Origin of the sequence: Spirochaeta isovalerica, from assembly GCF_014207565.1 — a bacterium.
GTDB classification, from domain to species: Bacteria; Spirochaetota; Spirochaetia; order DSM-2461; family DSM-2461; genus Spirochaeta_F; species Spirochaeta_F isovalerica.
In genome coordinates this window covers 167,637-192,372 of record NZ_JACHGJ010000004.1, presented here as the reverse complement: position 1 = coordinate 192,372, position 24,736 = coordinate 167,637, and the positions used below count along the sequence as shown (strand labels likewise).

The window sequence follows — 24,736 nt, the reverse complement described above, 5'->3', positions numbered from 1 at the left end:
ATGGGAAAAACTCTAGCTGAACTGATCAGGGAAGAAGCGCCTCTTGTCATGGGCATTATCAACTGCACGCCCGACTCCTTTTACGAGGGAAGCCGGAAACAGGTTGTTGAGGATGCTCTGGCTGCAGCGAGGATGATGATCCGCGAAGGTGCGCATATTCTCGATATCGGCGGCGAGTCAAGCCGCCCAGGTTCCGCTTACGTATCAGCCGAGGAGGAACTCAGACGCGTCGTTCCCGTAATCAAAGCCATCCGGTCCGAATCAGACATTCTCATTTCCATAGATACGCGCAAAGCTGTCGTCGCCCGGGCTGCCGTGACGGCGGGAGCAGACATTGTCAATGATATTTCAGCACTGGCCGACGATCCCGAACTGGGCGCGTTCGCGGCGGAACAGAAACTGCCTGTAATCCTCATGCACATGAAGGGGACTCCGGAAACCATGCAGAATGACCCTTTTTACGAAGATGCGGTGGCGGCGGTAAAAAAATCCCTGTCCGAAGCGGTCGAAAGGGCTCTTTCCGCGGGTATAGACAGGGAAAACATCATTCTCGATCCGGGCATAGGTTTCGGAAAGCGCCCGGAAGATAATCTCGATCTTATCAAGGGAATACAAGAACTGAAAAAATCCGGTTTTCCTCTGCTGATCGGCCTGTCGAGAAAACGGTTTATCGGACATATTACCGGTCGCGACGCGGCTGACCGTATGGCAGGGACTCTTTCCGCCAATCTCTTTTCGGCAATGGAAGGAGCCGACATTCTCAGGGTTCACGACGTACCCGAGACAGTCGACGCCCTTAAAATGTTAAAGGCCCTTCTATGAACTGGTTTACCGACATTTCAGTCATTCGGGAGATAATCCGGCCGCTCCTCGATATTCTGCTTCTGGCGGTCATAATTTATAAAACTTACAGCATACTCGAAGAGACGCGGGCGATCCAGCTTATCAAAGGGGCTGTTATCATCCTTCTCATTTACGCTGTCGCCTATTTTCTCCAGCTGAATACCATGCTCTGGATACTGCAGATGCTGGCTCCCGGAATCGTCATCGGTCTGGCCATCGTCTTCCAGCCCGAATTGAGAAAAATATTCACATCAATAGGGCAGGGGGACCTGTTCACTCTTCAGTCCCGGTCGAAGCCCTTTCTTGTGGAATCGGTTCTCAACGCCGTGGAAATCCTTTCAAAAATGAAGAGAGGGGCTTTGATTATTTTCTCCCGGAAAGTCGGTCTCAAGCATATTGCCGATACAGGGACTAAAATCAATGGCGACCTGACAACGAACCTTATCACGTCCATTTTTTCCCACGATACGGCTCTCCACGACGGTGCGGTCATTATTGCCGGGGGGAAAATCGTCGCGGCGGGCTGTTTTCTGCCTCTGGCCAACGAACCGGATCTTCAGAAAAGCCTGGGAACGCGGCATCGCGCCGGATTGGGAATGGCTTCGGAATCTGATGCCGTCGTCCTGATCCTTTCCGAAGAGACGGGTGCCAAATCCCTGGCTTATGACGGAACGATCTATTATGATCTGGAGACAGATGATATCCGGCGGGAATTGAAAAAACTCCTCCAGTTTTCCGATGAGATCAAGGAGGAGCAGACCGTATAATGTTGAAACGTTCCTTTTTTCTTCACCTGGTCGATAACTGGCCTGTAAAAGTACTCAGTCTTTTTGCTGCGATCGTTCTCTTCGCTCTCTATCGGATCAATACGCTGGAAGAGCGGTTTTTCACACTCCCTCTCCAGGTTCTGATCAATGAGAATTATGTCGCCGTAGATAATACGGTCGAAAAAGTGAGGGTCCGCATACGGGGAAACCAGGAGGAGATTTATTCCGTGCTGGAAGAGGATATCGAAGTGTATATCGACCTGAAATCCCGGACAATCGAAGGGGAATTCCAGGCTCCTATTCTGATCCGTAAATCCGGTTCGGCTCTCAATGTCAAAAACCTGGAAATAAATGTGGACCCCATAAACGCCCGCACCCATCTGGAGAAGAAGCTGACGCGATCCATTCCGGTCCAGCCCAAACTGAGTGGTTTTCCCCTGGCGGGATATGAGATGGAGCAGTATCTCGTAACACCTTCACAGGTTACCGTTACGGGGCCGCGGTCACAGGTCGAGGATCTGCAGTTTATCCCCACGGAGGATATTGACCTCATGGGTCGATATGAGGATTTCTCCGTCCGGTCGAGATTGATACACGTCAGCGATGACATTTCCTTTCTGGCCGGCGATGTCATTGAGTTTTCCGGTTTTATTTCCGAAAAGATTCTGATCCGGGCCATCTCCGATATCGATATCGTCGTTGTCGATCTGGCCGATAATCTCCTCATCAACGAGCTGCTGCCCGATGCGACGATTCAGATCCAGGGTACCCAGCAGAGGATGGACAGAGTCAAACTGCAGAACCTTCAATTCACGGTAGATTGCTCACGTATCAGGCTGCCCGGAAAGTACACACTTCCGGTCATGGTTGAAGTTCCCGATGATCTGACGGTGCTCAGTTACTCTCCGACCAGAGTAGAGATAAGCGTTATAAATATTTCGGAAACCGATGGAGCCGGCCAGTGATATTCGGAACGGGAATTGATTTGGCGGAGATCCGCCGTTTTGAAAAATGGATAAATGACAGCGGCTTTACGGACAAATATTTTGCTCCTGAAGAGATGGCTTATATCCGCTCCCGGGGGAAAGGCGCAGTGAACTCTCTCGCCGCCGGATACGCCGCCAAAGAAGCCCTTTGCAAAGCATTGGGCTCGGGTTTTGACGGTCTCCCCCTTAAAGAAATAACCGTTTTGAGAGATGAAAAAGGAAAACCCGGTTTTCGTCTCGGCAGTGAGGTACAAAGACGGGTCGAGGCCTGCGGGAAAAATCCTGTCGTGCATCTCTCTCTGTCCCATGAAGCTGGTCTGGCTGTAGCTCAGGTAATAATTGAGGTGGACAATGGCTGAAAATCCCAAAATTTCATTCTTCGCAAAAAACAAAACGGTCTGTCCGGTTTGCGGAACCGAATTCTACCGGGAGAATCTCCTTTCGGGGGGAGGGCGGATGAACGCGGGGCAGCTGACACTCGAGATGCACCGCCTCTATGAACCGACACAGAAATTCGGCAAGGTATATCCTCTGCTGTATCCCGTGGCTGTTTGTCCCGAATGTTTTACAGCCGCATTCGAAAAAGATTTTCTGGAGATGGAGAACGCAACAGTCACCCGCCTCCAATCGACCCGGAATGACAGAAAGGGGAGTGTGGAAAAGCTTTTCCCCGGCATCGACTTTACTCAGAACAGAGGATTGAAAGAGGGCATAGCCTCCTATATACTGGCCATGATCACCTATGATTCTTTTCCTGCCGAATTTACTCCGACTTTCAAACAGGCCATGTGCACTTTGCGTGCCGCCTGGCTCTGCCGTCATCAGGAAGAGGAGGAGCCGGGAGAGAATTTCGACTATCTTGCCAGAATCTTCTACCGGAAGGCTTCGTTTTTCTATCGCCAGGTAGTAGAGAATGAACAGACGGGAAAAGAATCGGTTGAAACAATCGGCAATTTCGGACCTGATATCGACAATAACTACGGTTTCGACGGGGTGATGTACCTCGCCGGTCTTCTCGAGTTTTATTACGGCCCGAGAGAAAATGTTCAGGTCCGCCTGCAGAGATTGAAAAACTCCATGACCGTAGTTTCACGTATTGTAGGAATGAGGAAATCATCCAAATCAAAACCGTCCACTCTCGTGGAGAACGCCATAGAACTGCACGGGAAAATTAAAGAGGAAATTAAGAAGCTTGAAAACAACCCGTAATATCCGGATCGACATTTCATACGATGGCACCGATTTTCAGGGCTGGCAGATTCAGAGCAAAGGGAGAACGGTACAGGGGGAAATCGAAAAAGCCCTGAAAGCCCTTCACCGGAAGGAAACACCGCTCATCGGATCGGGCAGGACTGATTCGGGTGTCCATGCCACGTGCCAGGTTGCCAATTTCCACAGTGACCTCGCTTCCATTCCTCCCCAGAAGTTCCGCGAGGCCGTGAATTCTCATCTGCCCAAAGATATCCGCATCATGAAAAGTTTTCAGGTGGACGATGAATTTCACGCCCGGTACGATGCAAGGCTCAGAATATACAAGTATTACCTGCTCCACAGCGATGCGGGTCATGCCCACTTGAGGAATTATTGTTATCTTACCAGGGGGAAATTTGACATCCGGCAGCTTAACCGTCTTGCCGCGCCGCTGGTGGGCGTCCATGATTTTACGACTTTTGCCGCAGTTAAAGATGAAAACGAATCGAAAGTCCGCCATATTTCCAGCGCTTCTTTCTATCCCGAAGGAAATTTTATTGTTTTCCGCATAGCCGGCAACGCTTTTCTCTGGAGGATGGTCCGCTCTCTGACCGGAACCATTCTGCAGCTGGCGGAAGCCGGCGAAGACGGGGCGGCGATGGCGGAACTCCTCGCTTCAAAAGACAGGAATTCCGCAGGGCCGACAGCTCCGGCAAGAGGCTTATTTTTACATAGGGTGTTGTATGAATCAGAGACAGATCTTTACTGAATACTGGAAAATCCTCGATGATTTCGAGGATTATATGAACGGCGGTTTCTCCGTTGAAAAGGGAGAGATTCCCCACTTTAAATTGCAGCTGAAAGTGGATCTTCCGAAGGACCCCGGGGAGTGCAGGGCCTGCTCCCTCCATGAGCACAATGAGCTGCGGGCCCCCTATCCTTCAGGAGAGAAAAAAAAGCTGCTTATTGTCAACAGATCTCTTCCCCGGGCGCTTGCAGAGGAAGGGCGGCATTTTACTGCCGACGAGAATCTTTTTCTCTCCAAATGGCTGGAAGCTATCGATCTCGAACTGGAACGGGATTGCGCCGTTATCGCCCGGGTCTCCTGTCCCGTTAAAGATCCCGCGAAACCCGGAAGCGAGGCCCTCGGAGCCTGCCTTCCCTATTTCGAGAGAACCCTGAAAGCGGTGGAGCCGATCGCCGTTCTCCAGCTGGGCCTCGATGAAGAAGGCTCTCTTGCCGGCAGAACGGGGGACATTCCCCTATTCAGAACATATCATCCTTCAGACGTTCTCATAAACGGAAAATTGAAGCGGCCCGTCTGGGAAAGCCTGAAACAACTCAAAGGTGCGCTTGTTGGAAGATAAGATCGTCGAGGTCGCCTTTAACACACCGGTCAACCAGAGTTTCTCCTATAAGTGGACCGGAGACGGAGAAGTGAAGATCGGTTGCCGGATAACCGCTCCTTTCGGAAGGCGCAAACTGACCGGCTGGGTGATCGGCCTGCCGGAAGCCGCCCCTTCGGGATTCGAGCTGAAGGAAATCGAGAAAGTCGTTGACGGCGAACCTCTTTTTGATGAGGACCTGCTGGAACTGGCCCGGTGGCTGGCTTCTCTGTCTCTCTGTTCTCTTGGCGAAGCACTTGCCGTCATGCTGCCCGGCGGCCGTCAGGAGAGAGACATTCCCGCTTTAGGTCTTGATGATCCCGTCGATGCCTCCGGGGACATGCGGCTTTCCGAGGAGCAGACCGTCGCACTGGAGGAAATCCGGAAAGAGAAAGGCGGGTTTTACTATTTATACGGCATAACCGGTTCCGGGAAAACGGAAGTGTTTCTTCAGGCGGCCCGCGAAGCCATTGATCGCGGCGAGTCTGTCATATATCTGGTACCGGAAATATCCCTTACCCACCAGCTGGTCGATGTCATCAGGGGGCGTTTTGATTGCGGAAGCGCCGTATTGCATTCCCATCTGACTCCATCGCAGAAACTCAAAGAATGGCGGAGAATCCAGAGCGGCGAAGCCCTGCTGGTTATCGGGGCCAGAAGTGCCGTATTCGCTCCCGTGAAAAATCCCGGGCTGATCATTATTGATGAGGAACACGAAAACTCCTACAAATCCGGTTCGACGCCCCGCTATCACGGTCGGCAGGTCGCCATGAAGCGGTGCCGAACCTCCGGCGCGTCTCTGATTATGGGTAGCGCCACTCCTTCGGTGGAAGCCTGGCATCTCATGGAAAAAAAGGTGATTAAAAAGCTGACTCTGACGAAGAGGCTGGCCGGCGGAGGATTGCCGGAAATCACCGTTATCGATATGAAGGATAAGAAAGGAGTCCTGTCCCCCGAGCTCATCGGCGCCATAAGGGAGACGCATAACCGGGGCAAACAGACCATTCTGTTTCTCAACAGAAGAGGGTTCTCCTATTTCTTTCACTGCCGCAGCTGTGGATATGAGATGAAGTGCCGTAATTGCTCGGTCTCTCTGACCTATCATAAGAACAGTGATTTCATGGTCTGCCATTATTGCGGCTACAAGGTGAGGCCGGTGCACACCTGTCCCGAATGTTCATCGCTTGATGTGGGATATTCGGGATTCGGAACCGAACAGATTGAGGAGGAAGTCCAGCGTCTTTTTCCCGATCTGACAGTCAGCCGGCTCGATACGGACAGCGCTTCAAAAAAAGGGGTGATGCAGGAAACGCTTAAGGCATTCAGAAAGGGAGAATCCCATATCCTTCTGGGGACGCAGATGGTTGCCAAAGGCTTGAATTTTCCCGATGTCAGTCTGGTGGGGATCGTTCTGGCCGATACGGGACTCAATCTTCCCGATTTCCGGGCTTCGGAGCGGACTTTTTCCCTCATTACCCAGGTCGCCGGTCGCGCGGGACGTTTTTCCGATGACGGAAAGGTCTATATCCAGACTTTCAAACCCGGTACCGATGCTGTAAGAAACGCGGCGGAAGGTAATATTGATGAGTTTTACAGCCGGGAGCTGGAACTGCGCCACATGCTTGATTTTCCCCCTTTCTGTCGTCTGTTCAGAATCGTATTCCGGGGTAAGAATCCGGGAGAAGTAAAAGAAGCGGCTTTCTCCTTCTCCCGGGAACTGATGAAAGTGAATAGCGGGACTTTCGAGCTCCTCGGACCGTCTGAATGCCCTCTGTCGATTATCTCGGGCAATCACCGTTTTCAGATCCTTCTGCGCAGCGGGGATTTTTCCGGAACCCACGCCAGGCTGGAAAAGGTCTATCGCAACAGCCGCTTCCCCTCCCGCATTTACTGTGAAATAGATATTGATCCCCTTTCTTTGCTGTAAAAAAAATCAAACTGTCATATTTCTGCCTTATTCCCGCTCTATCTTCTGTAGTAAGGAGACTAAAATGAATAAAAAAATGTATGTATTTCTAACAGCTGTATTTCTGCTGACATTGGGAACCAACCTTGCCGCCCGGGGGAATGTCGATGCCAGAGGCGTGGATGGCGAAACGCTTCAGACTCAGTTCGAGCTTTGGCTTGATAGAATGGAAGCCGGTGAAATGACTGGTGATGAGGTAATGGCCCAGGTCCGGGAATTCCAGAGAAGCCGGAATATGGTCAATGAACAGGAATTGAAAGAATATCAGAACTGTGTTGACCAGCTGCAGGAAGGGGATATGACCCGCGAACAGGTCCGTGAGAGAATACGGGAAATGGAACAGCTTCAGACCGAAGAGAAACTGCAGACCCGCGACGGTTCGGGTAGCGGAGAGCCTGCCGGAGAAGGTGCCGGCGAAAATCCCGGAAACGGTCAGGCCGGAAAGAAATAACTGAGGTCTGGAACTTCTTCCGGTGCTATAATGGAAATATATTTATGAAAAAAGCGAGATTTATCATTATATTTTTCATTCTCCCTCTTCTCTCTCTTGCTGCCAGAGGATCACTTGACCGGGATCGGGAATATTTTCAGGAGCTTGAAACTACCTGTGAGAGCCTGTTTTCTGATCTCGAAAAAGGCGATCTCGCACCGGAAGAGGGTAAATCAGTTCTGGCTGAGTTGCGCGACCGTTTCGGCCGCCCCTTTACGGACACCGACGGGATTCTCGAATCGCTTATCGACCGGATAGCTGAGTCCCGTTTGTCCGCCAGTGAAGCCCTCTATGAATTCTCGCTTCTCAAAGAAGGAAAACTGATGACCTACAGGCAGGAGCAGAAAGCTTCCGGCTCGCCGGGGGATTTTCAGGGAAGCCTGTCACAGGATGGGAATCCTCCCTCCGTTCCCCAATCAAATCAGCCTTCGGACCCTCCTTCCGACCAGTCTTCCAACAGGGGCAATCCGAACAAGGGCGGCGGATGAGCAGTCTCCCTAAAAAAATTCTGATTATAGAAGATGAGCCGCGTACAGCCCAATGGATTAAGGTCTACCTGGAACGGGCGGGTTTTTCCGCCGGAAAAGCCGGGAACGGTGAAGAAGGGCTCAAGCTGGCCAGAGAATCCAATCCCGATCTTATTCTTCTCGATCTCAATCTGCCGCGGCTTAACGGAATCGAACTCTGCCGAATCCTCAGGAAGGAAAGCGATGTCCCGGTCATTATGACAACCGCGAGAGGTGCGAAGGAAGACAAGCTGAAAGGATTGGAAGGCGGGGCGGATGATTATATGGTTAAGCCTTTCGATCCGGATGAGCTTGTCGCCAGGGTCAAAGCGCTTTTAAGGAGATCTTCAAGAGCTGAAGAAGCCCTGTTGACATGCGGTCCTCTGGAAATGGATCGCGGGAAGGAGCTCGTCAGACTTTCCGGAAAAACTGTTGCGCTGAGTCATTATCAGTTTCTCATTCTCAAGTTATTTATGGAACACCCCGGTCAGGTCTTTACGAGAATTCAGCTTATGGAACAGGCTCTTGAAGGTTCGCCTGATATATACGACCGGTCTATCGACGCGCATATCAAGAGACTGAGAAAGCTGATTCACAGCGACTCCTATTGTCCGATAGAAACTGTTTACGGAGCAGGGTACAGATTCCAATGCTGAAAAAGGCCGATACTCTGTTTGCCAGGATCCTTTTCTCTTTTATTCTCATAATTATTCTGACAATGTCCGTCAGCATCGTTACGGAGTATTTTTCCGCGGTTAATGAAATGCCCGGTCTTCTGACGGATGTGCGATCGAAAAGCGCTGCGCTGCAGATCGCCGATAATTACAGCAGAGACAAAAGCTGGGATTTTCTCAACAGCGAGGTCTTCCGTCAGTCCGGCTTCCAGAGAAGCGAAGGGGACGACGACCTGCATCTCCGGTATATTGTCAAAGACAGTTCAGGCAGAACGGTATATAACAGCTTTTCTATTCTGACAGAGAAAATCGACATTCCCCTCCGCGAAGGGAATTCCTCGGTCCTGAGAGACAGCGGAACAGGTGAGCCGATCGGCACTCTCACCGTTTATATCAGCTCTCTCTACGTGGACAGGGAAGCTGAAGAATACATACTGTCCGTTTTTAAAACCCGGGTCTTCCAGTCCCTTCTGGTTCTGTTCATCGCGGTTATTGTTGCCGCTATTCTCTCTGCATGGATAAGCAGGCCGGTCCGGGAACTGACAAGGGCGGCAGAAAAACTGGCTCAAAAGGGGGAAAGTTCACATCTTCCCGCATCATATTCAGGCGAACTGGGCCGTATGACCGAGGCGTTCAACTCCATGATCGATGCTCTTAACAAACAGAAATCTCTCCGGAAAAATCTCATCCGGAATGTTTCCCATGATATAGCCACTCCGCTCAATGTCATCAGGCTGGAAGCCCGGGGACTCCTCGACGGGTTGTCATCTCCTGAAACAGGATCGACTCTGATCATCAGGGAAGTGGACAAACTGAAGAATTTTGTCAACGATCTGAACTGGCTGGCCGAAACCGATTCGGGAGAGTACCGCCTGCAGAAAGAACTCTGTTCTCTCGAAGAGCTGGCGGAATCTGAAGTTTCCCGTTGGGATAACCAGGCGGCCGCCTCGGGAATCGGTCTTAAACTGATCCTGCCCGATGCCGGGATTCCACCTGTCAGTCTGGATCGTATACGCATCACCGAAGCTCTGGGAAATCTGATAGAAAACGCCATTAAATACTCCGGAACCGGAAAAACTGTGGAGATAACCCTTTCCCGGGAGAATTCTTATGCTCTCTTGACTGTCCGCGACAGAGGTCCGGGATTGGAAAGAGACGAGCAATCCCGAGTTTTTGACCGGTTCTACCGCGGGCGACTTGCCGAAAGCGGTACTGTTGATGGACGCGGTCTGGGGCTGTCAATTGTCCGTCAGATCGCTGAATTGCACGGAGGAAAAGCTGAAGTTTTCAGCAGACCCGGAAAGGGCAGTTCTTTCACTCTCTCTATCCCTCTGTAACCTCTGTATACTTGCTTTCTCCTCTCTATATGAGTATGATAGTCTAGAAAAAACAGGAATCTCCCATTCGATTGACCGGATTATTCCTGTTAAACTCGATTTGGACTGCTGGACATAAAAAGAAGAATCTGTCTGAGGCTGTCCCGATTGTATTAAGAGGTTTAAAAAATGGATATATATAATGCAGGTGTAGATGAGGAGCTGGCCGTTCTGCGGAAAAAAGCGGAACCCATAACCGAATTCGATGATAAACTGGCTGAACTGATCGAAGCCATGTGTGACGCAATGGTGGAGAACAGGGGAATAGGACTGGCAGCTCCGCAGATCGGTGTTGAAAAGAGGCTTTTCGTCTGTTCGGTGGACGGCAGCGAACCCGTGGCCTTTATCAATCCGGAAATTATTGAAACATCTCTTGAAACATCTGTTTACGAAGAAGGGTGTCTCAGTTTTCCGGGAATCTATGCCGATGTGGAACGTCCGGAAAGAGTTGTCATTCAGGCATTTAATAAAAAAGGCCGCCCTTTCAAGGTTAAGGCGGAAGGGTTGCTCGCAACCTGTGTCCAGCATGAGCTGGATCATTTGAACGGAACTCTCTTTGTCGACTATCTGCCGGAAAAGAAAAGGGAAAAACTCCTGAAGAAACTTGAAAAGGCCCAAAAAAAGAAATGAGAATTCTTTTTGCCGGAACACCGGACATAGCTGTTCCCTCTTTAAAAGCACTTGCAGAGAAATTTGAAATTTGCGCGGTCCTTACCAATCCCGATAGGGAAACGGGCCGGGGAAGAAAGATTGTCAGCTCTCCGGTTTATGAAACGGCGCGGGAACTGGGTCTTAATATCCTGCAGCCGGAAAAGCTCGATGAAGAATTTCTCGACGAAGTCAGAGCGCTCAAGCCCGATCTTCTGGCCGTAATCGCATTCGGAAAAATATTCAGAAAAAACTTTCTCGATCTCTTTCCCCTGGGGGGAATCAACCTCCATCCTTCGCTTCTGCCGAAATACAGAGGACCGTCTCCTTTAAACGAAGCTATAAGAAACGGCGACGCTCTGACGGGGATCACCGTCCAGAAACTCGCCCTGAAAATGGACAGCGGAGATATCCTCCTCCAGCCGGAACTGAAGCTCGATGGAAGCGAGACGACAGGATCTCTGACGGAAAAAGTGGCGGAACTCGGCGCGCCTCTCATGGTCGAGGCTGTCGAGCTCCTTATGGCTGATCCCGGTGCGGGACATCCCCAGGATGATGGACAGGCCACATTCTGCCGGCTGATCAGCAAAGAGGACGGAGAGATCGACTGGACTGCCTCTGCGGAGCAGATCCAGCGCAATATAAGAGCTAACGACCCCTGGCCGGGAACCTATAGCTGGTACGGCGATAAAAAAATCAATATACTGGAAGCGGAAGTCTATCGGGGAGATGCCCTTTCCGGAAAACCGGGAACCGTTCTGTCCTACAGCAAGAAGGATGGAATCCTCGTTGCGGCGGGGTCGGGAGTTCTGGCTGTCAAGCGTCTGCAGCTTCAGTCGAAAAAACCAATGGATTACAAATCATTCGTCAACGGCAATCGCGATTTTGTCGGATCAATATTACAAAGCCCCTCAGGAGACAGTGCATGAATATCAAATCGTTATTTAAACTAAAAGGGAAGGAGGCTCCCGGGGATTCCCTCAATGAGAAATCGGAACAGATAACCGATGAGGAATCGACGTTTTTCAAAAGAGCTCTTTATATCATCATCGCCGTGTTTGCGGTCATGTTTTTCTCTTTTTCCATAACCTTTTTTCTCTCCATAAGAGGAGAGGAGAAAACAGCCGTTCCCGATGTTGAGGGGATGGAACTTGTCGAAGCCCTTATCGATCTGCAGGTAAAGGAACTTTACCCCCGGGTCCAGGTCCGTTATTCCGATGATCCCATGACAAAGGGTACAATCATTAAACAGGACCCGCCCGCCGGAGCTGTTGTAAAAGCGGGACGCCGCGTGACCATAACGGTCAGTAAAGGGGCTGTTGTCGATAAAGTCGGCGATTATATCGGTATGGATCTCAATGATGTCAAAGTCGACTTCCAGATCCAGTTTACGACTTATAAACCGAACCTGGTTATCAAGGAACCGGTTATTTATGAATATGATTCAACACCGCCCGGCACAATCATCGCTCAGAATCCCGAACCCGGTACAGCCATTTCCGGTCTGACCGAAGTCGAGTTCGTCGTCAGCCGCGGTGAACCCGGTGAAGAGATGGTTGTCGGCGATTATATGGATATGTCATGGAGCGAAGTGGTCAGGAGGCTGACGAGGGCCAATATCCCCTTCGTTTTCTCTGTTGATTATGAAGCGGAAGGAAACGGAAATGTTATCGAGCAGGAGCCGGCGGCAGGTGAGTCGGTTAAAACCGGTTCGGTTCTCAGCTTTACCATTGCTCCTCCAGAGGAAACTGTCGAAGGCATGGTGTTCGGTCTCTTCGAGTATTCCGTCCCGGAGTATCCTGTTTATGTGGATATGAAGTTCGAGTCCTTCTCTCCATCTTCGAGAGAGAGACGAACTATTTTCGAGACGAAACATCCCGGTGGCAAGATCGCCATTCCCTACAAGGTTCCGGTGGATACGGAGTTGATTCTCTCCATTCTGGATAAAGAGGTAATCCGTTACAAAGTCACGAACCAGTAATGACTGAAATGCTCCGGTTTTAAAGCCGGAGCATTTTTATTTGACTGGGACCGCCCAAAGTAAAATAATTAATACGGGGTGTTCCTGAATATGAAATCGCTTCTTTCTAAATTAACCGTCCTGTTTATTCCTCCTCTCATCCTGTCAGCTGCCGCCGGGCTTGCTCCTTTTCTCATTCGTCCCCTATGGCTTGGAATTGCCGTTTCTGCATTTCTCCTTATGCTGTCAGTCATTGTTTTCCGCATCATTGTCCGCTTCACTGTACTGCAGCCCATTTTCAGGATGAAAGGGGAAGCGGACGGAGAAGATCCCTTCACGCTTTCCGGTAAAGATGAATTTTCGGAACTGGCTGAAAGATTAAACAGAAGAATTGACTCCGGCAGCGAAAGAGAGAACGCAGCGAGAGAGGAACTGATCAGCCATATCAAAGCTGCCGAGAACGATAAATACCTTCTCAATATCAATGAAGGTCTTCTTTTCATTGATTATGGACAAATTATATCCAAGTATCACTCCAGGGCGCTGGGGGAGATATTTGATCGGGAGGAAATCGGCGGCCAGCATCTGTCGGATTTTCTCTATCCCGACAGGAATGAAGCGAGGGAAAAAAGAAAAGTTCTGGAAAAATTCATCTTGAATCTCTTTCACGATCCGTCGCTTATCGACAGTATCGACGATGAAGACAACCCTCTCTGCCATATATGGATTTCCCGTGACGACGGCCGGCGGATTCTCGTCGACGGATCGTTCCGCAAGGTGGAGGAGGACGGCGAACTCGTCCAGCTCATGATCATATTCCGCGACAGGACCGATGAGGGAATCCTCGAAAAGAAGCTCGATGAAAGCGATATGCGATCCGATTTTGAACTGGATACCATCATAGCCATACTCAGAGCCGGTCCCGGACCATTTATACAGTTTATTGAAGACAGCGATGCCAGGCTTTCCCGGTTCCGCAAAAACATACAGGAAATCGAGGACAGGCAGGTTCTGGAGCAGTCTCTGAGGGACATCAGTTCCATGAAATGTTCAGCTGCCTATTTTGACTTCAGAGCTGTGGAAAAACTCTGCAACAATCTGGAGGACATTCTCTCCGGGTTCAGGGAGGGCAATTTTTCGCGGAAAGAAGCTCTCGACATCATAATTGACGATATCTACATTCAGTTTGAAAGTGTTGAGGGACTGATCGGCAGGTTTAAGGAATTCCTCTCTTCCGAACATGGCAGAGCCTATGAGATCAGTAAAAACGAACAGGAACACTTTTTTGATACGCTGAAAATCATGATGGCCCGTCATGCCGATGAACTCAACAAGAAGGTCGAGTTCCACTTTTCCAGTGATTTTGAAAATTATGAGAAAATCGGAGATATAAAAGATCCCATCATTCACCTTCTCAGAAATGCCGTTGATTACGGTATTGAAACTCCCGAGGATAGACTGGCCGGCGGCAAAGAGGAAAAGGGGAAGATATCTCTTGTCATAGGAAAGATGAATGATAATGGAGTCAGGATCACCGTTGAGGATGACGGCTCCGGCATAGATTTCGACAGAATCAGAGAAATTGCCGTTGAAAAGGGATTCATCAAGAAAGAGGAATCCCCCGGGCAGGCGAACCTTGTGAGGACCATGTTCAGCAGCGGATTCTCTTCGCGGGATCAGATGTCGGGGTTATCCGGGCGGGGCGTCGGCCTTGCTGCCGTGAAGGAAAGCGTCGCCCGGCTCGGCGGAAAGATTGCGGTAAAAACTGAAAGGCTAAAAGGAAGCCGTTTCAGCATAGACCTACCGTCTGGCAGCTGATAGATCCTCTTTGTGATAATGCCAGAACTCCATCATGTATTGCTGGATATCGAGAAAGAATTCTCTCTGCATGGCAATTCCTTCTTTTGTTATGTAACGGTAATGCCAGCATTCCCACATATATCCGGTTACCTCTTCCATATCCCTGGGATAGGATAGGGAGAAGCCGAAATCGCCCGCATGGGCTTCCAGCCATTTCCCTTCGGGAGTCAGCGCGTAGGAATCGTCAATCGTTCCCAGATCGACAGCGGTTCCCAACTGGTGTTGCGACGTGCCGGGACGGGCGGAAAACCGGTCCGCTTCTGTCTGGCCGTAATTTGACACATAGCGATTGTAGAGCATCTCCTGATAGTCATAATCGCGGTATCCGGAAGCGAAAACAATCTCTAAGTTTTCTTTTGCCGCCGCGGAAACCAGATCTTTCAACGGTTCTATAATCAGGGAACTCACTTCCCGTTCCTTTCTTGTGTACGGGATTCCGTAGTCCGATGGCCTGACTGTTTCAGCGGGACCCTGATCCCTTGTCAGGGCATGATTTTTATCGGCCAGATAAAACAGCTCCTCCGGCTGGTCGAGCAGGCTGTCCGCCAGTTCGAGAAACCGCCCCGGTGCTGCCAGAATATTATTACGGATTTCTTCCGATTGATCGGACAGAAGCCCGGCTAGCTGATCTTTATCCATGTCAAAAGAGGGATGAAGCATCGAATCTCCTCCGAAACAGCCCGATGCTGTCAGACTCAGCAGTAAAAAAAAGAAAATTTTCATTCGCATATGATTATTTTACTCCATTGTGAATCTTACGAAAAGAGGGCGCCGCCCCTTGACGGGAGGCAGTCGGGCAGGGAAAATAGCAGAGCATGAAAAAATCAGCCTTTTTTGTCATACTGATAGCAATGGCGGGAATCCCCCTATTCTCCGCCACTGGAAATATAAACAGCCGGCCCGATATCATTAAGGAAGTCGGACCGGATCTTCATTACGGCGTTTCCCTCAGAAACGGGTTTCTCAAATCCGAAGACGGAGGCAGGAGCTGGGTCGGTTATAATGAGGGGCTTCCCCCCCGTATGGTATATCCCTTTACGGGCAGCGGCGTCAAAATGCTCACTTCCGTGACATATGATGTAAATGATCCCCGGAGGGTTCTCGTCTCTTCTCCAAGGGAACTTTTCCTTTCGGAAAACGGCGGCGATTCCTGGTCCGAAGTCTCTCTCTCATACCCATTCAAGTATTCAAATTACATAACATCTCTGGCTCTCAATCCCCTGGACAACCGGTCCATAGTTGTCGGAACGTCCTTCAGCGGTATTTTTGAAACGGCCGATTCCGGGCAGACCTGGACCCGTATTTCCGATGTCATACCGGAACTGTACAGAGGGGCCGGATTTTACGAAGAGATTACAGCTGTTGCCCTCTCCCCCTACGATAACGGCGTCCTGTATTATCTGTGCGGTCCTACGGGTGAGCTGTATTTCTCCGATACCGATCGCAGAACCTGGATTAATATCGATCTCCCCTTCGGTAAGGAAGAACGGGCTTTATCTATGAATTTCATCCGCTCCGATGATAATGACACACCGGGCTCACCGGCCTATATCCTTCAGATCAATACGGACAAAGCCTCATGGGTATACAATCCCGGGAGGAACTGGTGGTGGCGCAAGGACATGCCTCTGCCGGCGGATTACTCACCTGATCCGGGAAAGATGTTCAGACTGGAAAAAGCTTCCGGAAAATACGGAATCTATATATCCTCATGGCACGCATCGGGCGAGCGACTGGACAAACACCTCCAGTTCGTCATCGACAAAAAAATGAACTCCATCATTGTCGATATGAAAGATGACGACGGATATCTGACCTATGACAGCCGGTTTTCCTCCGCATTGGAGACCGGCGCCGTCACTCCCCGGTTCTCCATTGAAGAATTGCTTCAGAAAGCCCATGAAAAAGGAATTTACGTTATTGCGCGGCTTCCCGTATTCAAGGACTCTGTTCTCTACCGCTATGATGAGGGCCGTTACGCCCTTAAAGATAAAAACACCGGGGGGACCTGGGGGAAACTCTTCAAAAACGAGGATGAGGAAACCGGGGAAATCACCTGGGACCAGAGGGAGTTCTGGGTCGATCCCTATTCGGAGTTCGTCTGGGAATACAATGTGGGGATCGCCGAGGAACTGCAGGAGCTCGGCGTCGATGAAATCCAGTTCGATTACATCCGCTTTCCCACTGACGGAGATTTATCGGCCATTCAATACAGCTTCGCCAGACCGGGCATGCTGAGGATCGAAGCTCTCGAATCCTTTCTGGTCATGGCCAGGGAGAAAATCCATATACCCATCAGTACCGATCTTTACGGATTCAATTCGTGGTACCGCATGGGGAACTGGAACGGACAGAATATCGAAATGGTCAGTCATTACGTCGATGTCATCAGTCCCATGTACTATCCTTCCCATTTCCCGGGAGAATTCCTCAGCGATCTTTCCTATCTGGACAGGGCCGAGGAGATTTACAGAGAGGGGAGTCGTCGATCCTCTCTTCTGGCAGGTCAGAGAAGCCTTATCCGTCCCTATGTGCAGGCTTTTCTGATGGGACCGGAACTGAAAATGGAGGACGAGGAGTACACCATGTACCTCAACCGCCAGATCAAAGGGACCGAGGAATCGGCCACCTCGGGATTCTCTCTCTGGAACGCCTCAAACCGGTATTACATGGTAAGCGACAGTTTTACAGACTATTTCCGGTAAAGTCATTTAAAATTTAAATTAGTGACTTTCCGTTGAACATTACCTATAATGGGGCTATGGGCAACCGGACATTCAGAGAGAAACTCGGAAAAGCGCACGAGCTCACCGCGGCGGGCAAATACAGAGAGGCTCTGGCTTTAATCATCGACGAAGAAGTGTCCAGCGTCAGGGAACTCTTCAACAAAATCGCTATCCTCATCGATGCGGGTTTCGCCCTGCGCGATGAGAAAGTCCTCCGGTACGGCATCTATCTTTTTGAAGAGCACCACAGTGAAATCATTGTTCTCGTCGATTATCGGGCTCTGGTCTACTACAACCTGGCCAATCAGTACGCCAACATGGCGACCCTTAAATCTTTTGACAACGATTATTACAGTTCATTTTCCAGAAGCGAGCTGCAGAAGGCCAAACACTATTACTATCTGGCTCTGGAATCGGAAAAAATCGGTCCCGACTTGAAACGGGATATTTATATCGGGCTGGCAAACTGCTTCCGGACTCTGGGGCGCTTTGAAGAAGCTCTGGAAAACTACAATGCCACCCTGGCCGTCGATCCTTCCTCCATAACGGCGCTGGATAACAAAACGGAGCTGATGATAGGCCTTTCCTCTCTCTACAGGGACCGCCGCGATGAAATCCTCAAGGAAAGCTGGGATCTTATCGGTACGGTTATGGACCGGGAAGACGCGGTCATGCGGAAGGATGTGTTCGATAAAAGCCGTACCAGAATTCAAAAGCTCATCAACAGGAAAGCCTATCTGGAAGAGGAGCAGGAGCTGCCCAACTGGACTCTCGAGAGCTCCAGCGATCTCGAACATTTTTATATAACCTGGTGTGTAAAAAACAAACTCTATCTCAATTTATGCAACTTCTGCAGAAAATGTGACTATGCGGCGGGGGATTATGCGGTGATCAGAAAAGAGGATATTTCTATCGCCAGAGAGGACCGGGGGCGCTTTCTCCGTCTCTCTTCAGCCTACAATCAGCTTAAGGCCGAGTATGTGGGCGCCCGTTTCCTCCTGATTATGTCCCGCTATGACGATTTTGATATCGACTTCGTCAACACGATGGCTCCAATGATCGAGATCCCCGGAAAAGAGCCTCTCGATATTAAAGAATCACTACTCGATCAGTCCTTTCTCTCTCTCTGGAGAATCTGGGACGGCATCGCCGCTTTCCTCAACATCTACGCAGGGCTGAACATACAGGGACATATCCGGATCCGTGATATCTGGCACCGGGACGGAGATGTGAAGAAAGAAATCATTGAAAAAAAAGATCTTCTTCTCAATGCGGTGTATGATATTTACTGTGACATGTATCAGGGACGTTTTGAAAAACTCCCTCTCTTATTTGAAATCCTCAGCGGAAACCGTAATATTATTAGTAAAGCGGGTTCGGTAGAGGATCTGGACAGAGAAGCGCTGACCATTGAATTATTTCAGGTGGTACGCCACGTCCTTATGATTCTTATGCAGATGCTGGATAGCGAGGAAAATGATGATTCGGAATTCCGGATCAATTTCCCTCTTTACTCTTTTGAGATACCCGATGCTATACTATTATAAACTTCGAGCGGACAGGATAAGAAAATGACAGCTGGTTTGAACATGAAACGGAACTCGAGAATTTTTCACATTGCCAATGAGTGTTATATCATTTATCTGGGAATTAAATCCGATGAGGAAAAGCCTTTTCTGAGAGTCGGCAATACGGAGAATATCGATGACAGAATTCTCGATGTCATATCCAATACGGTCATATCCGCCCGTTTTACGGGAAACCCCCTTTATGAATTGAAACTCGATAAGAAACGGGAAATAAGCTATATCGGCGATACTGCTGTTATCGGGCGGATGAAGACCTATCTGGACAGTTTTGAGCTGCCGTCGGAAGGTGCGCAGGATTATCATAAAATCAAGGACCGGGAGCAGCGGGACGTCGTTTATTTCTATAACAATGGAAATATAAAACTCAATTACAAAGAAGAACCGATTTTCGATCTCTACAAGCGCTCCGAGTCGGATTTTCATTTTGTTTATCAGTGCGATGAAATTAAAAAGAGTTTCGCCCGCAATCCTCTGCGCTATACGAAGCACGATTTCAGGGAGAGCGGTTTTCTTCTCGCCGGAAAGAGTACGCTTCTTTTTCACAACGGGAGGTTTTTCGCTGCTTCTCTCGACAGGGATTACTTTTCCAGCCTCGCGGCCGCCGGAGTCGATCCCGATCAGATCAGCGTTCATTACACCCGGATCAAGGGGGGAGATGAGGGGGAGGACGCGTCTCATTCGCTTATCGAAATGCTTAAGAGAAGCAGTTACCGCAACACGCCCTTTCTGGTTATGGCCGAAAACCCCGATTACGCCAGAAAGATCTGCGCCCTTTTTCCCGGGGCCAGTGTTCTCGCTACCTCTGAAAAATGGGCGTCACCCTTTTACGGAATTAAAGTCAGGCAGAGCGGCAGGGACCTTGAAGTCGAAAGCACGGGATATCCGCTTCCCCTTCTTGTAGGTGATAAAACAGTCAACGACGGGCAGATCGGCCTGAATAGCCATTCAAAAACCCTTTCCGTCAGACATGACGGGACTGTCGAGGACATTCACATTCCCCAGGGTATTCTCTGCAACCTGAAAGGTGCCCCCGGAAGCCTGGATGAAATGACTGATTTTTACATATCAAGATTCGTGCCTCTGATAAAAGGCTTCTCAACGGAGGATGACTATAAAGTTTCTCTTGCCATTCAGAAGCTGCTCAAAATGCTTTCATCTGTTGTCGACGGAACAGCTAAATCGGGATTGATCATGAGAAGCTCGGTCTTCAATTTTTCCGATATGCTTAAGCAGCTCACCCTCAAAGCCGATTCCATTCTCACGTTTTTTCTTGAAAACTCCTTAGGCATACTCGACCTGGCACTGGAGAGGTCTGCAGACATTGAGGGAAAGATTCTCAAGAATATCCATTCTCTTCAGAATGATATTAAAGGCATCCTTATAAAATCGACTAAAGCCGATCCTCTGCTGCCTGTCGCGGCCGATATTTATACAGCGGGAACACCGCGTCTTTTCTACCGCTCTGTAAAAAGCACTGCTAAGAAAGCCGATTACGTCCTGGCCAGCCAGCTGGCATCGGAAATCCTTACAGATAAGGATCTTTCTCCCCGCTACTATCAGGAGGAGAAAGAGAGGCTCCTGAAATTGATCGGCATGCTTGAATCGGCGACCGATCTGGAAGTGGACAAAATCCTCGAAACGCATAAACCAGCCCAGCCGACCCGGACGCGGACGCAGGAAATCAAAGACGAGCGTGGCATGATTTCTGAAAAGCTGACCGGCGATGCCGAAATTCCCGGTTCAAGCAGAAAAGGACTCAAATCGGGTTCAGGCAAGAACCGCAGAGCCTGGTTGCTTCTCCTGCTGATCCCTCTGCTGGCATTGGCTCTCTGGGGCGGATATAAAGGCCTCTCCGGAGCCGGAAGCCGTGCTGACAGGGTTGCTGCGGGACCGGTAGACTCGGGAGGCGGTAATCAGGAAAGTCAAACTGCGGATTCGTCTACTGTTGCGGGAGATACCGCTGAAGATATTTCCTCTGCTGATGAAAAAGCCGGAGAAGGGGAGAATGGTTCACCTGAAAGTCCTGCCGGTGCAGATACAGAAGAGAGCATTGCCGGGACAGGCACTTCCGATTCCCCGGGAGCGGCGGGAACCGATAGCTCAGCCAATGCTGAAACTGAAGATTCCGGCAGCTCCATCCTCGAATCTCCCGGAGAAAATGAGGGAGAGCCCTCAGAAGCCGAAGAAGAAAATAAAGAAAATAATAATTCGGAACTAAAGCTTAAGGATTCTTCCTCCGAAACAGATAATAGGGAGATGCAGTCCGGTCAGATCGTCATGGAAACGGAGAGCCGGCCAGTAAATGCGGAAGAGGTGAAGGCTTATCTGAATGTGGGTGATTATCACATCTCCCTGGCGGATATTCATCTCGTGTCCAATAAAATCGCTGTGGATAACAATTACCGCGATCTGGATTATGAAGTTTACGATGGAGCCGATCCGGACTGGATCTATCCCGGAAACGAGATTGTGCTGCCCGATGGTACGGTTCATCTGGTGGTAAAGGGCGATGCGATCTGGTATATGGCCGCGCGCTATATAAGAACGACGCTTGATAGGGATATCCCTGTTTTTGAAGAGAACAGGGGCGCGGCACAGGCCGGTGATGCTGCTGCTGTCAGTATCCTGGAGAAGCTTATGAAGAATACACCATGTGAAGCTTTTAGTGAAAAAATACATGAAGTTTTAAAAAATTAAAGAAAAAAGCATAATTATGGGGTATTTTGATTGGTAAAAGTGGCAAATAGTAGAGCAATCAACTAAAATTTCTTTTTAGTGCTTTTACTGTGTAATATATAAAAAAATTTATATCGAGGAGAGTCAAATGGCAGGAGATCTTCCTAGAAGTCCAAATGTATTTCACCCAACTAAACCTTCAGCTGTAGGTTCTAGAAACAGTCTTGCTCAGGAAGGACGTGAGCAAAATGAAGAATTCGATCGGTTAATATCCGAAGAATCTGAAAAAGTCCTCAAGGAAGTAACCACGAAGTTGCCTCCTGAAGTTCTGAAAGAACTGGATGTTATGGGTGGTTTGAAACAGAAAGTTTACAACTACTACAACCAGAACTACCAGAACATGTTCAACCGTTACATCGTCACAACTGAAGATGAAATGGTTAAAAAAATCAGGAACTTTGTCGACAAAGAGGAAACGAAAGCTCTGGCGCGGTATACGCCGAAAGAGATCGCGGAACTCCTCGACCAGGTCGGTGGTGCTGATAAATTCAATACCGGAGAAATCGAGAAATCGATGATCAACATGTATGGTCACCTTCAGGGACACATGCAGAGAGGTATGAATGACCTCGAGAACGAGACTAACTCGCTTCTCAGACAGAAAACCGATGTAGGAGCTTTCATCAGAGGTGAAAACGCTTACTCCATCGTAAAATGTGCTTTCAAAGACAACCCCATCAAACCCAAGACAATCACTGATGTGAAACTGTCTGTCAATATCCTGGATTCGGAGCTTATCTCTCCGATCTTCCAGTATCAGGCTTCCGTAGAGTACATCATCAAAGATCAGATTTCCAAAACGATCATCGATATGATCGACAAGGAAGTTGAAGTCTTCCAGGACCAGCTCGTCGATGAAGGAAAAGAAGAGCTTGCCGATTCCGAACTGATGTTCGAAAGAATCAAGCGTGTTCCCGATTTCACTGATGATGAAAAAGAGAACGCCGATTCCAGAAGATACACTTTCATGGCAAAAGAGCTTGTTGATAAGATCGAAGGCCTGAGAGCGGAAATACCCAAAGATGAATTCGATTCTCAGAACATCAGAGAGAACATCAAGAAAATCGTTGATATCGAAAACATCAGAAACAGAGGTTTCAATACTGCTGTTAACAACATTACGGCTATTCTCGACACCAGTAAAATGGGTTATCAGTACATCGAGAACCTGAAAAACGCCAGAGAGCTCATAATCAGAGAGTATGAAGATACCAACGGTGATGTGCTTCCCGATGAGCGCTATCAGATCACTCTGAAATACTACGATCACAGCCAGCTTGTTAAACTGAGAGAAAACTACGACAGACAGATGGAAGAGTTCAGAAAAGAAGTCGTTCATATCTGGGATGTTGCTGAAGTTGTGTACCAGGGTAAGAAGAAATGGGGACAGATCACTGATTTCGATGACCTGGCGCTTAAAGTAAAACCCAAACTGACCAAAGTACTGAAGGACAAAGGTATTCACAATACTCATGCTGAAACTCTTTACGAAGAGGAAGTCAAGCTCTGGAACGAAATCCTTTTCCTCAAGGCGGATGATACGGAAGTTGAAAAACTCAACCAGACTTATCTGCACGAGAAAGAGCTTCTCAAAAAAATGCTCAGAAGATCCAGAAGCAAAGTCAGCGAAACTTTCGGTTATGAAAACCCCAAAACAAGAGTGGTTATGGATCAGAGAATCGACTTTCTTGAAAATGAATTCGAATCTTTCGACTACGCCATCAACCCCTATCACGTACAGCCCGGTCTTGTTCTCGATGTTGACATCACAAGTATCAAGAGAAAGAAATTCACTCTTAACCTGATGGCCAACGTTCTGAACGAATTCCTTAACGGTGTTTCCAAAGGTTTCCAGGATGCGGCATTCGCTTCCTTCAAACGGAGAAGATCGACAGTTCGTGAAGATATTAATCAGAGTTTTGCTTCTGATCCCGGAGCTTCCGAAGTGGCTCAGAGCAGCTATGCCATGGACCAGCTTAAAGCTAAAGGTGCATCTGCCGATGAAGCTAAGGGCAAAGCGGATGTGACTCCCAAGAGACGCAGCAAAAAAATCAATATGGATGAATTAAGCGAGCTTTAATTTATGATAGAAGTAGACAGTGCTAATAAACTGAATCTACTTTCAAGCAGAGCGGGGTTTAACCTCGCTCTGCGTCACTTTAAAAGAGTACTGGCGTTTTCTTCTGAAATCGATGAAGGCGAAAACCTGGCCGATCTTTTAAATGAGGCGCTTGATGAAAGTGAAATTCAGGAAAATCAGATAAGACCGATAATAAGTTCCCTGCTGATTCAGAAATTTAATTACCAATTCAAGTCCCACAATCTGATTGAGTCAGTGAATTTTTCAGAAAAACTAATAGAGACATTGAAGCAGTGGACAGCCATAGAGCTGGTTTTGTTGTATTATAACCCCTCTTCGGAAATCTCTGTAATCAATCCCAAAAATCAGGCTAATCTGGAAAACGGATTACGGCTGGTAAAAGATGAACTTCTCGTTGCCTATGCCGGTTCTGCCGGTGAAGAAGTGCCGGAGGCGACTTTGAAAGCGGCGGCGGAGGATTTCCTGAAACTGCTTTACGGCGAAGACATTCCTGTGAGAGACGATTACAAGAGCAGTTCCGCTCCCGTTTCTGCGCCTGAACCCGAGCCGGTTAGCAAACCGAAAGCTCCCGCGCCGAAGTCGGCTCCCGGTAAACGACGGGTTACCACTAAATACGGAGTGCAGGTAACAAATGAGGTATTCCATAATGGTAATGTGGAAGCCTGGAAGAAAATTATCGATAGTTATACGACATCCCATCCGGGTACGGAAATCCTGGTCTGGTATGAAGATGAAAAGATAAACGACATTAATGCCCTGTTCAAATGGGGTAAAGTCAAACACGGCTGCCCGATTATGTTCAGCGTAGCCGGAGAAGATATCAGAGATGTATCAAAACTGAAGAAATATCTTTTTGAAGGTGCAAGCCCCCGCTTTGAAGCTTTTCTGAGAGGCGCCGTGGGCAGTACTCTGGATCTATTCTGATAAAGGGA

General features: G+C 49.0%; 22 protein-coding genes. 21 read left to right on the top strand and 1 reads right to left on the bottom strand.

Going from position 1 to position 24,736, the window contains the following annotated elements; all coding sequences use genetic code 11:
• From folP to HNR50_RS12200, 16 genes are all read left to right on the top strand, one after another.
• Positions 1–822, top strand: coding sequence for a dihydropteroate synthase (gene folP, locus HNR50_RS12275; RefSeq protein WP_184747067.1), 822 nt, complete (start codon positions 1–3; stop codon positions 820–822).
• A complete protein-coding gene (gene cdaA / locus HNR50_RS12270) occupies positions 819–1,610 on the top strand; it encodes a diadenylate cyclase CdaA (protein ID WP_184747066.1) in 792 nt (263 codons plus the stop codon). The genes folP and cdaA overlap by 4 nt, the downstream gene beginning before the upstream one ends.
• The gene (locus tag HNR50_RS12265) at positions 1,610–2,575 is read left to right on the top strand and encodes a CdaR family protein (protein WP_184747065.1); all 966 of its coding nucleotides are present in this window, start codon (positions 1,610–1,612) and stop codon (positions 2,573–2,575) included. Before cdaA ends, HNR50_RS12265 begins: the two co-directional genes overlap by 1 nt.
• The gene (gene acpS / locus HNR50_RS12260) at positions 2,572–2,955 is read left to right on the top strand and encodes a holo-ACP synthase (RefSeq protein WP_184747064.1); all 384 of its coding nucleotides are present in this window, start codon (positions 2,572–2,574) and stop codon (positions 2,953–2,955) included. The genes HNR50_RS12265 and acpS overlap by 4 nt, the downstream gene beginning before the upstream one ends.
• Positions 2,948–3,805 carry a DUF2225 domain-containing protein gene (locus tag HNR50_RS12255; RefSeq protein ID WP_184747063.1) on the top strand — a complete coding sequence of 286 codons (858 nt, stop codon included), beginning with the start codon at positions 2,948–2,950 and terminating at the stop codon, positions 3,803–3,805. Before acpS ends, HNR50_RS12255 begins: the two co-directional genes overlap by 8 nt.
• Positions 3,789–4,556: a tRNA pseudouridine(38-40) synthase TruA gene (truA, locus tag HNR50_RS12250; protein WP_221439869.1), complete on the top strand. Its 768-nt coding sequence runs from the start codon at positions 3,789–3,791 to the stop codon at positions 4,554–4,556. The genes HNR50_RS12255 and truA overlap by 17 nt, the downstream gene beginning before the upstream one ends.
• Positions 4,531–5,154 carry a uracil-DNA glycosylase family protein gene (locus tag HNR50_RS12245; protein WP_184747062.1) on the top strand — a complete coding sequence of 208 codons (624 nt, stop codon included), beginning with the start codon at positions 4,531–4,533 and terminating at the stop codon, positions 5,152–5,154. Before truA ends, HNR50_RS12245 begins: the two co-directional genes overlap by 26 nt.
• Positions 5,144–7,099, top strand: coding sequence for a replication restart helicase PriA (gene priA, locus HNR50_RS12240; RefSeq protein ID WP_184747061.1), 1,956 nt, complete (start codon positions 5,144–5,146; stop codon positions 7,097–7,099). Before HNR50_RS12245 ends, priA begins: the two co-directional genes overlap by 11 nt.
• Before the next feature lie 64 nt (positions 7,100–7,163).
• Positions 7,164–7,589: a hypothetical protein gene (locus HNR50_RS12235; RefSeq protein ID WP_184747060.1), complete on the top strand. Its 426-nt coding sequence runs from the start codon at positions 7,164–7,166 to the stop codon at positions 7,587–7,589.
• 44 nt (positions 7,590–7,633) lie between these two features.
• A complete protein-coding gene (locus HNR50_RS12230) occupies positions 7,634–8,116 on the top strand; it encodes a hypothetical protein (protein WP_184747059.1) in 483 nt (160 codons plus the stop codon).
• Positions 8,113–8,790: a response regulator transcription factor gene (locus HNR50_RS12225; protein WP_184747058.1), complete on the top strand. Its 678-nt coding sequence runs from the start codon at positions 8,113–8,115 to the stop codon at positions 8,788–8,790. The genes HNR50_RS12230 and HNR50_RS12225 overlap by 4 nt, the downstream gene beginning before the upstream one ends.
• Positions 8,784–10,145, top strand: coding sequence for a HAMP domain-containing sensor histidine kinase (locus HNR50_RS12220; RefSeq protein ID WP_184747057.1), 1,362 nt, complete (start codon positions 8,784–8,786; stop codon positions 10,143–10,145). The genes HNR50_RS12225 and HNR50_RS12220 overlap by 7 nt, the downstream gene beginning before the upstream one ends.
• A gap of 168 nt (positions 10,146–10,313) precedes the next feature.
• Positions 10,314–10,814 carry a peptide deformylase gene (gene def / locus HNR50_RS12215; RefSeq protein WP_184747056.1) on the top strand — a complete coding sequence of 167 codons (501 nt, stop codon included), beginning with the start codon at positions 10,314–10,316 and terminating at the stop codon, positions 10,812–10,814.
• Positions 10,811–11,761, top strand: a complete 951-nt coding sequence (gene fmt / locus HNR50_RS12210; protein ID WP_184747055.1) for a methionyl-tRNA formyltransferase — start codon at positions 10,811–10,813, stop codon at positions 11,759–11,761. The genes def and fmt overlap by 4 nt, the downstream gene beginning before the upstream one ends.
• Positions 11,758–12,813 carry a PASTA domain-containing protein gene (locus HNR50_RS12205; RefSeq protein WP_184747054.1) on the top strand — a complete coding sequence of 352 codons (1,056 nt, stop codon included), beginning with the start codon at positions 11,758–11,760 and terminating at the stop codon, positions 12,811–12,813. The genes fmt and HNR50_RS12205 overlap by 4 nt, the downstream gene beginning before the upstream one ends.
• A 90-nt stretch (positions 12,814–12,903) precedes the next feature.
• On the top strand, positions 12,904–14,610 hold the full coding sequence (locus tag HNR50_RS12200) for an ATP-binding protein (RefSeq protein WP_184747053.1): 1,707 nt from the start codon (positions 12,904–12,906) through the stop codon (positions 14,608–14,610).
• Here HNR50_RS12200 and HNR50_RS12195 read toward each other — a convergent pair.
• Positions 14,593–15,375 carry a M15 family metallopeptidase gene (locus HNR50_RS12195; RefSeq protein ID WP_184747052.1) on the bottom strand — a complete coding sequence of 261 codons (783 nt, stop codon included), beginning with the start codon at positions 15,373–15,375 and terminating at the stop codon, positions 14,593–14,595. The genes HNR50_RS12200 and HNR50_RS12195 overlap by 18 nt on opposite strands.
• A 92-nt stretch (positions 15,376–15,467) precedes the next feature.
• On the opposite strand from HNR50_RS12195, the gene HNR50_RS12190 reads away from it, so the two are divergent.
• From HNR50_RS12190 to HNR50_RS12170, 5 genes are all read left to right on the top strand, one after another.
• Positions 15,468–17,357, top strand: coding sequence for a putative glycoside hydrolase (locus HNR50_RS12190; RefSeq protein WP_184747051.1), 1,890 nt, complete (start codon positions 15,468–15,470; stop codon positions 17,355–17,357).
• 56 nt (positions 17,358–17,413) lie between these two features.
• Complete coding sequence (locus HNR50_RS12185) at positions 17,414–18,925, top strand: LA2681 family HEPN domain-containing protein (protein ID WP_184747050.1); 1,512 nt, start codon at positions 17,414–17,416, stop codon at positions 18,923–18,925.
• Between the two features lie 24 nt (positions 18,926–18,949).
• The gene (locus HNR50_RS12180; protein WP_184747049.1) at positions 18,950–21,664 is read left to right on the top strand and encodes a prolipoprotein diacylglyceryl transferase; all 2,715 of its coding nucleotides are present in this window, start codon (positions 18,950–18,952) and stop codon (positions 21,662–21,664) included.
• A gap of 127 nt (positions 21,665–21,791) precedes the next feature.
• Positions 21,792–23,783: a cytoplasmic filament protein CfpA gene (gene cfpA, locus HNR50_RS12175; protein ID WP_184747048.1), complete on the top strand. Its 1,992-nt coding sequence runs from the start codon at positions 21,792–21,794 to the stop codon at positions 23,781–23,783.
• A gap of 3 nt (positions 23,784–23,786) precedes the next feature.
• Complete coding sequence (locus HNR50_RS12170) at positions 23,787–24,728, top strand: hypothetical protein (RefSeq protein ID WP_184747047.1); 942 nt, start codon at positions 23,787–23,789, stop codon at positions 24,726–24,728.
• Positions 24,729–24,736 lie beyond the last annotated feature (8 nt).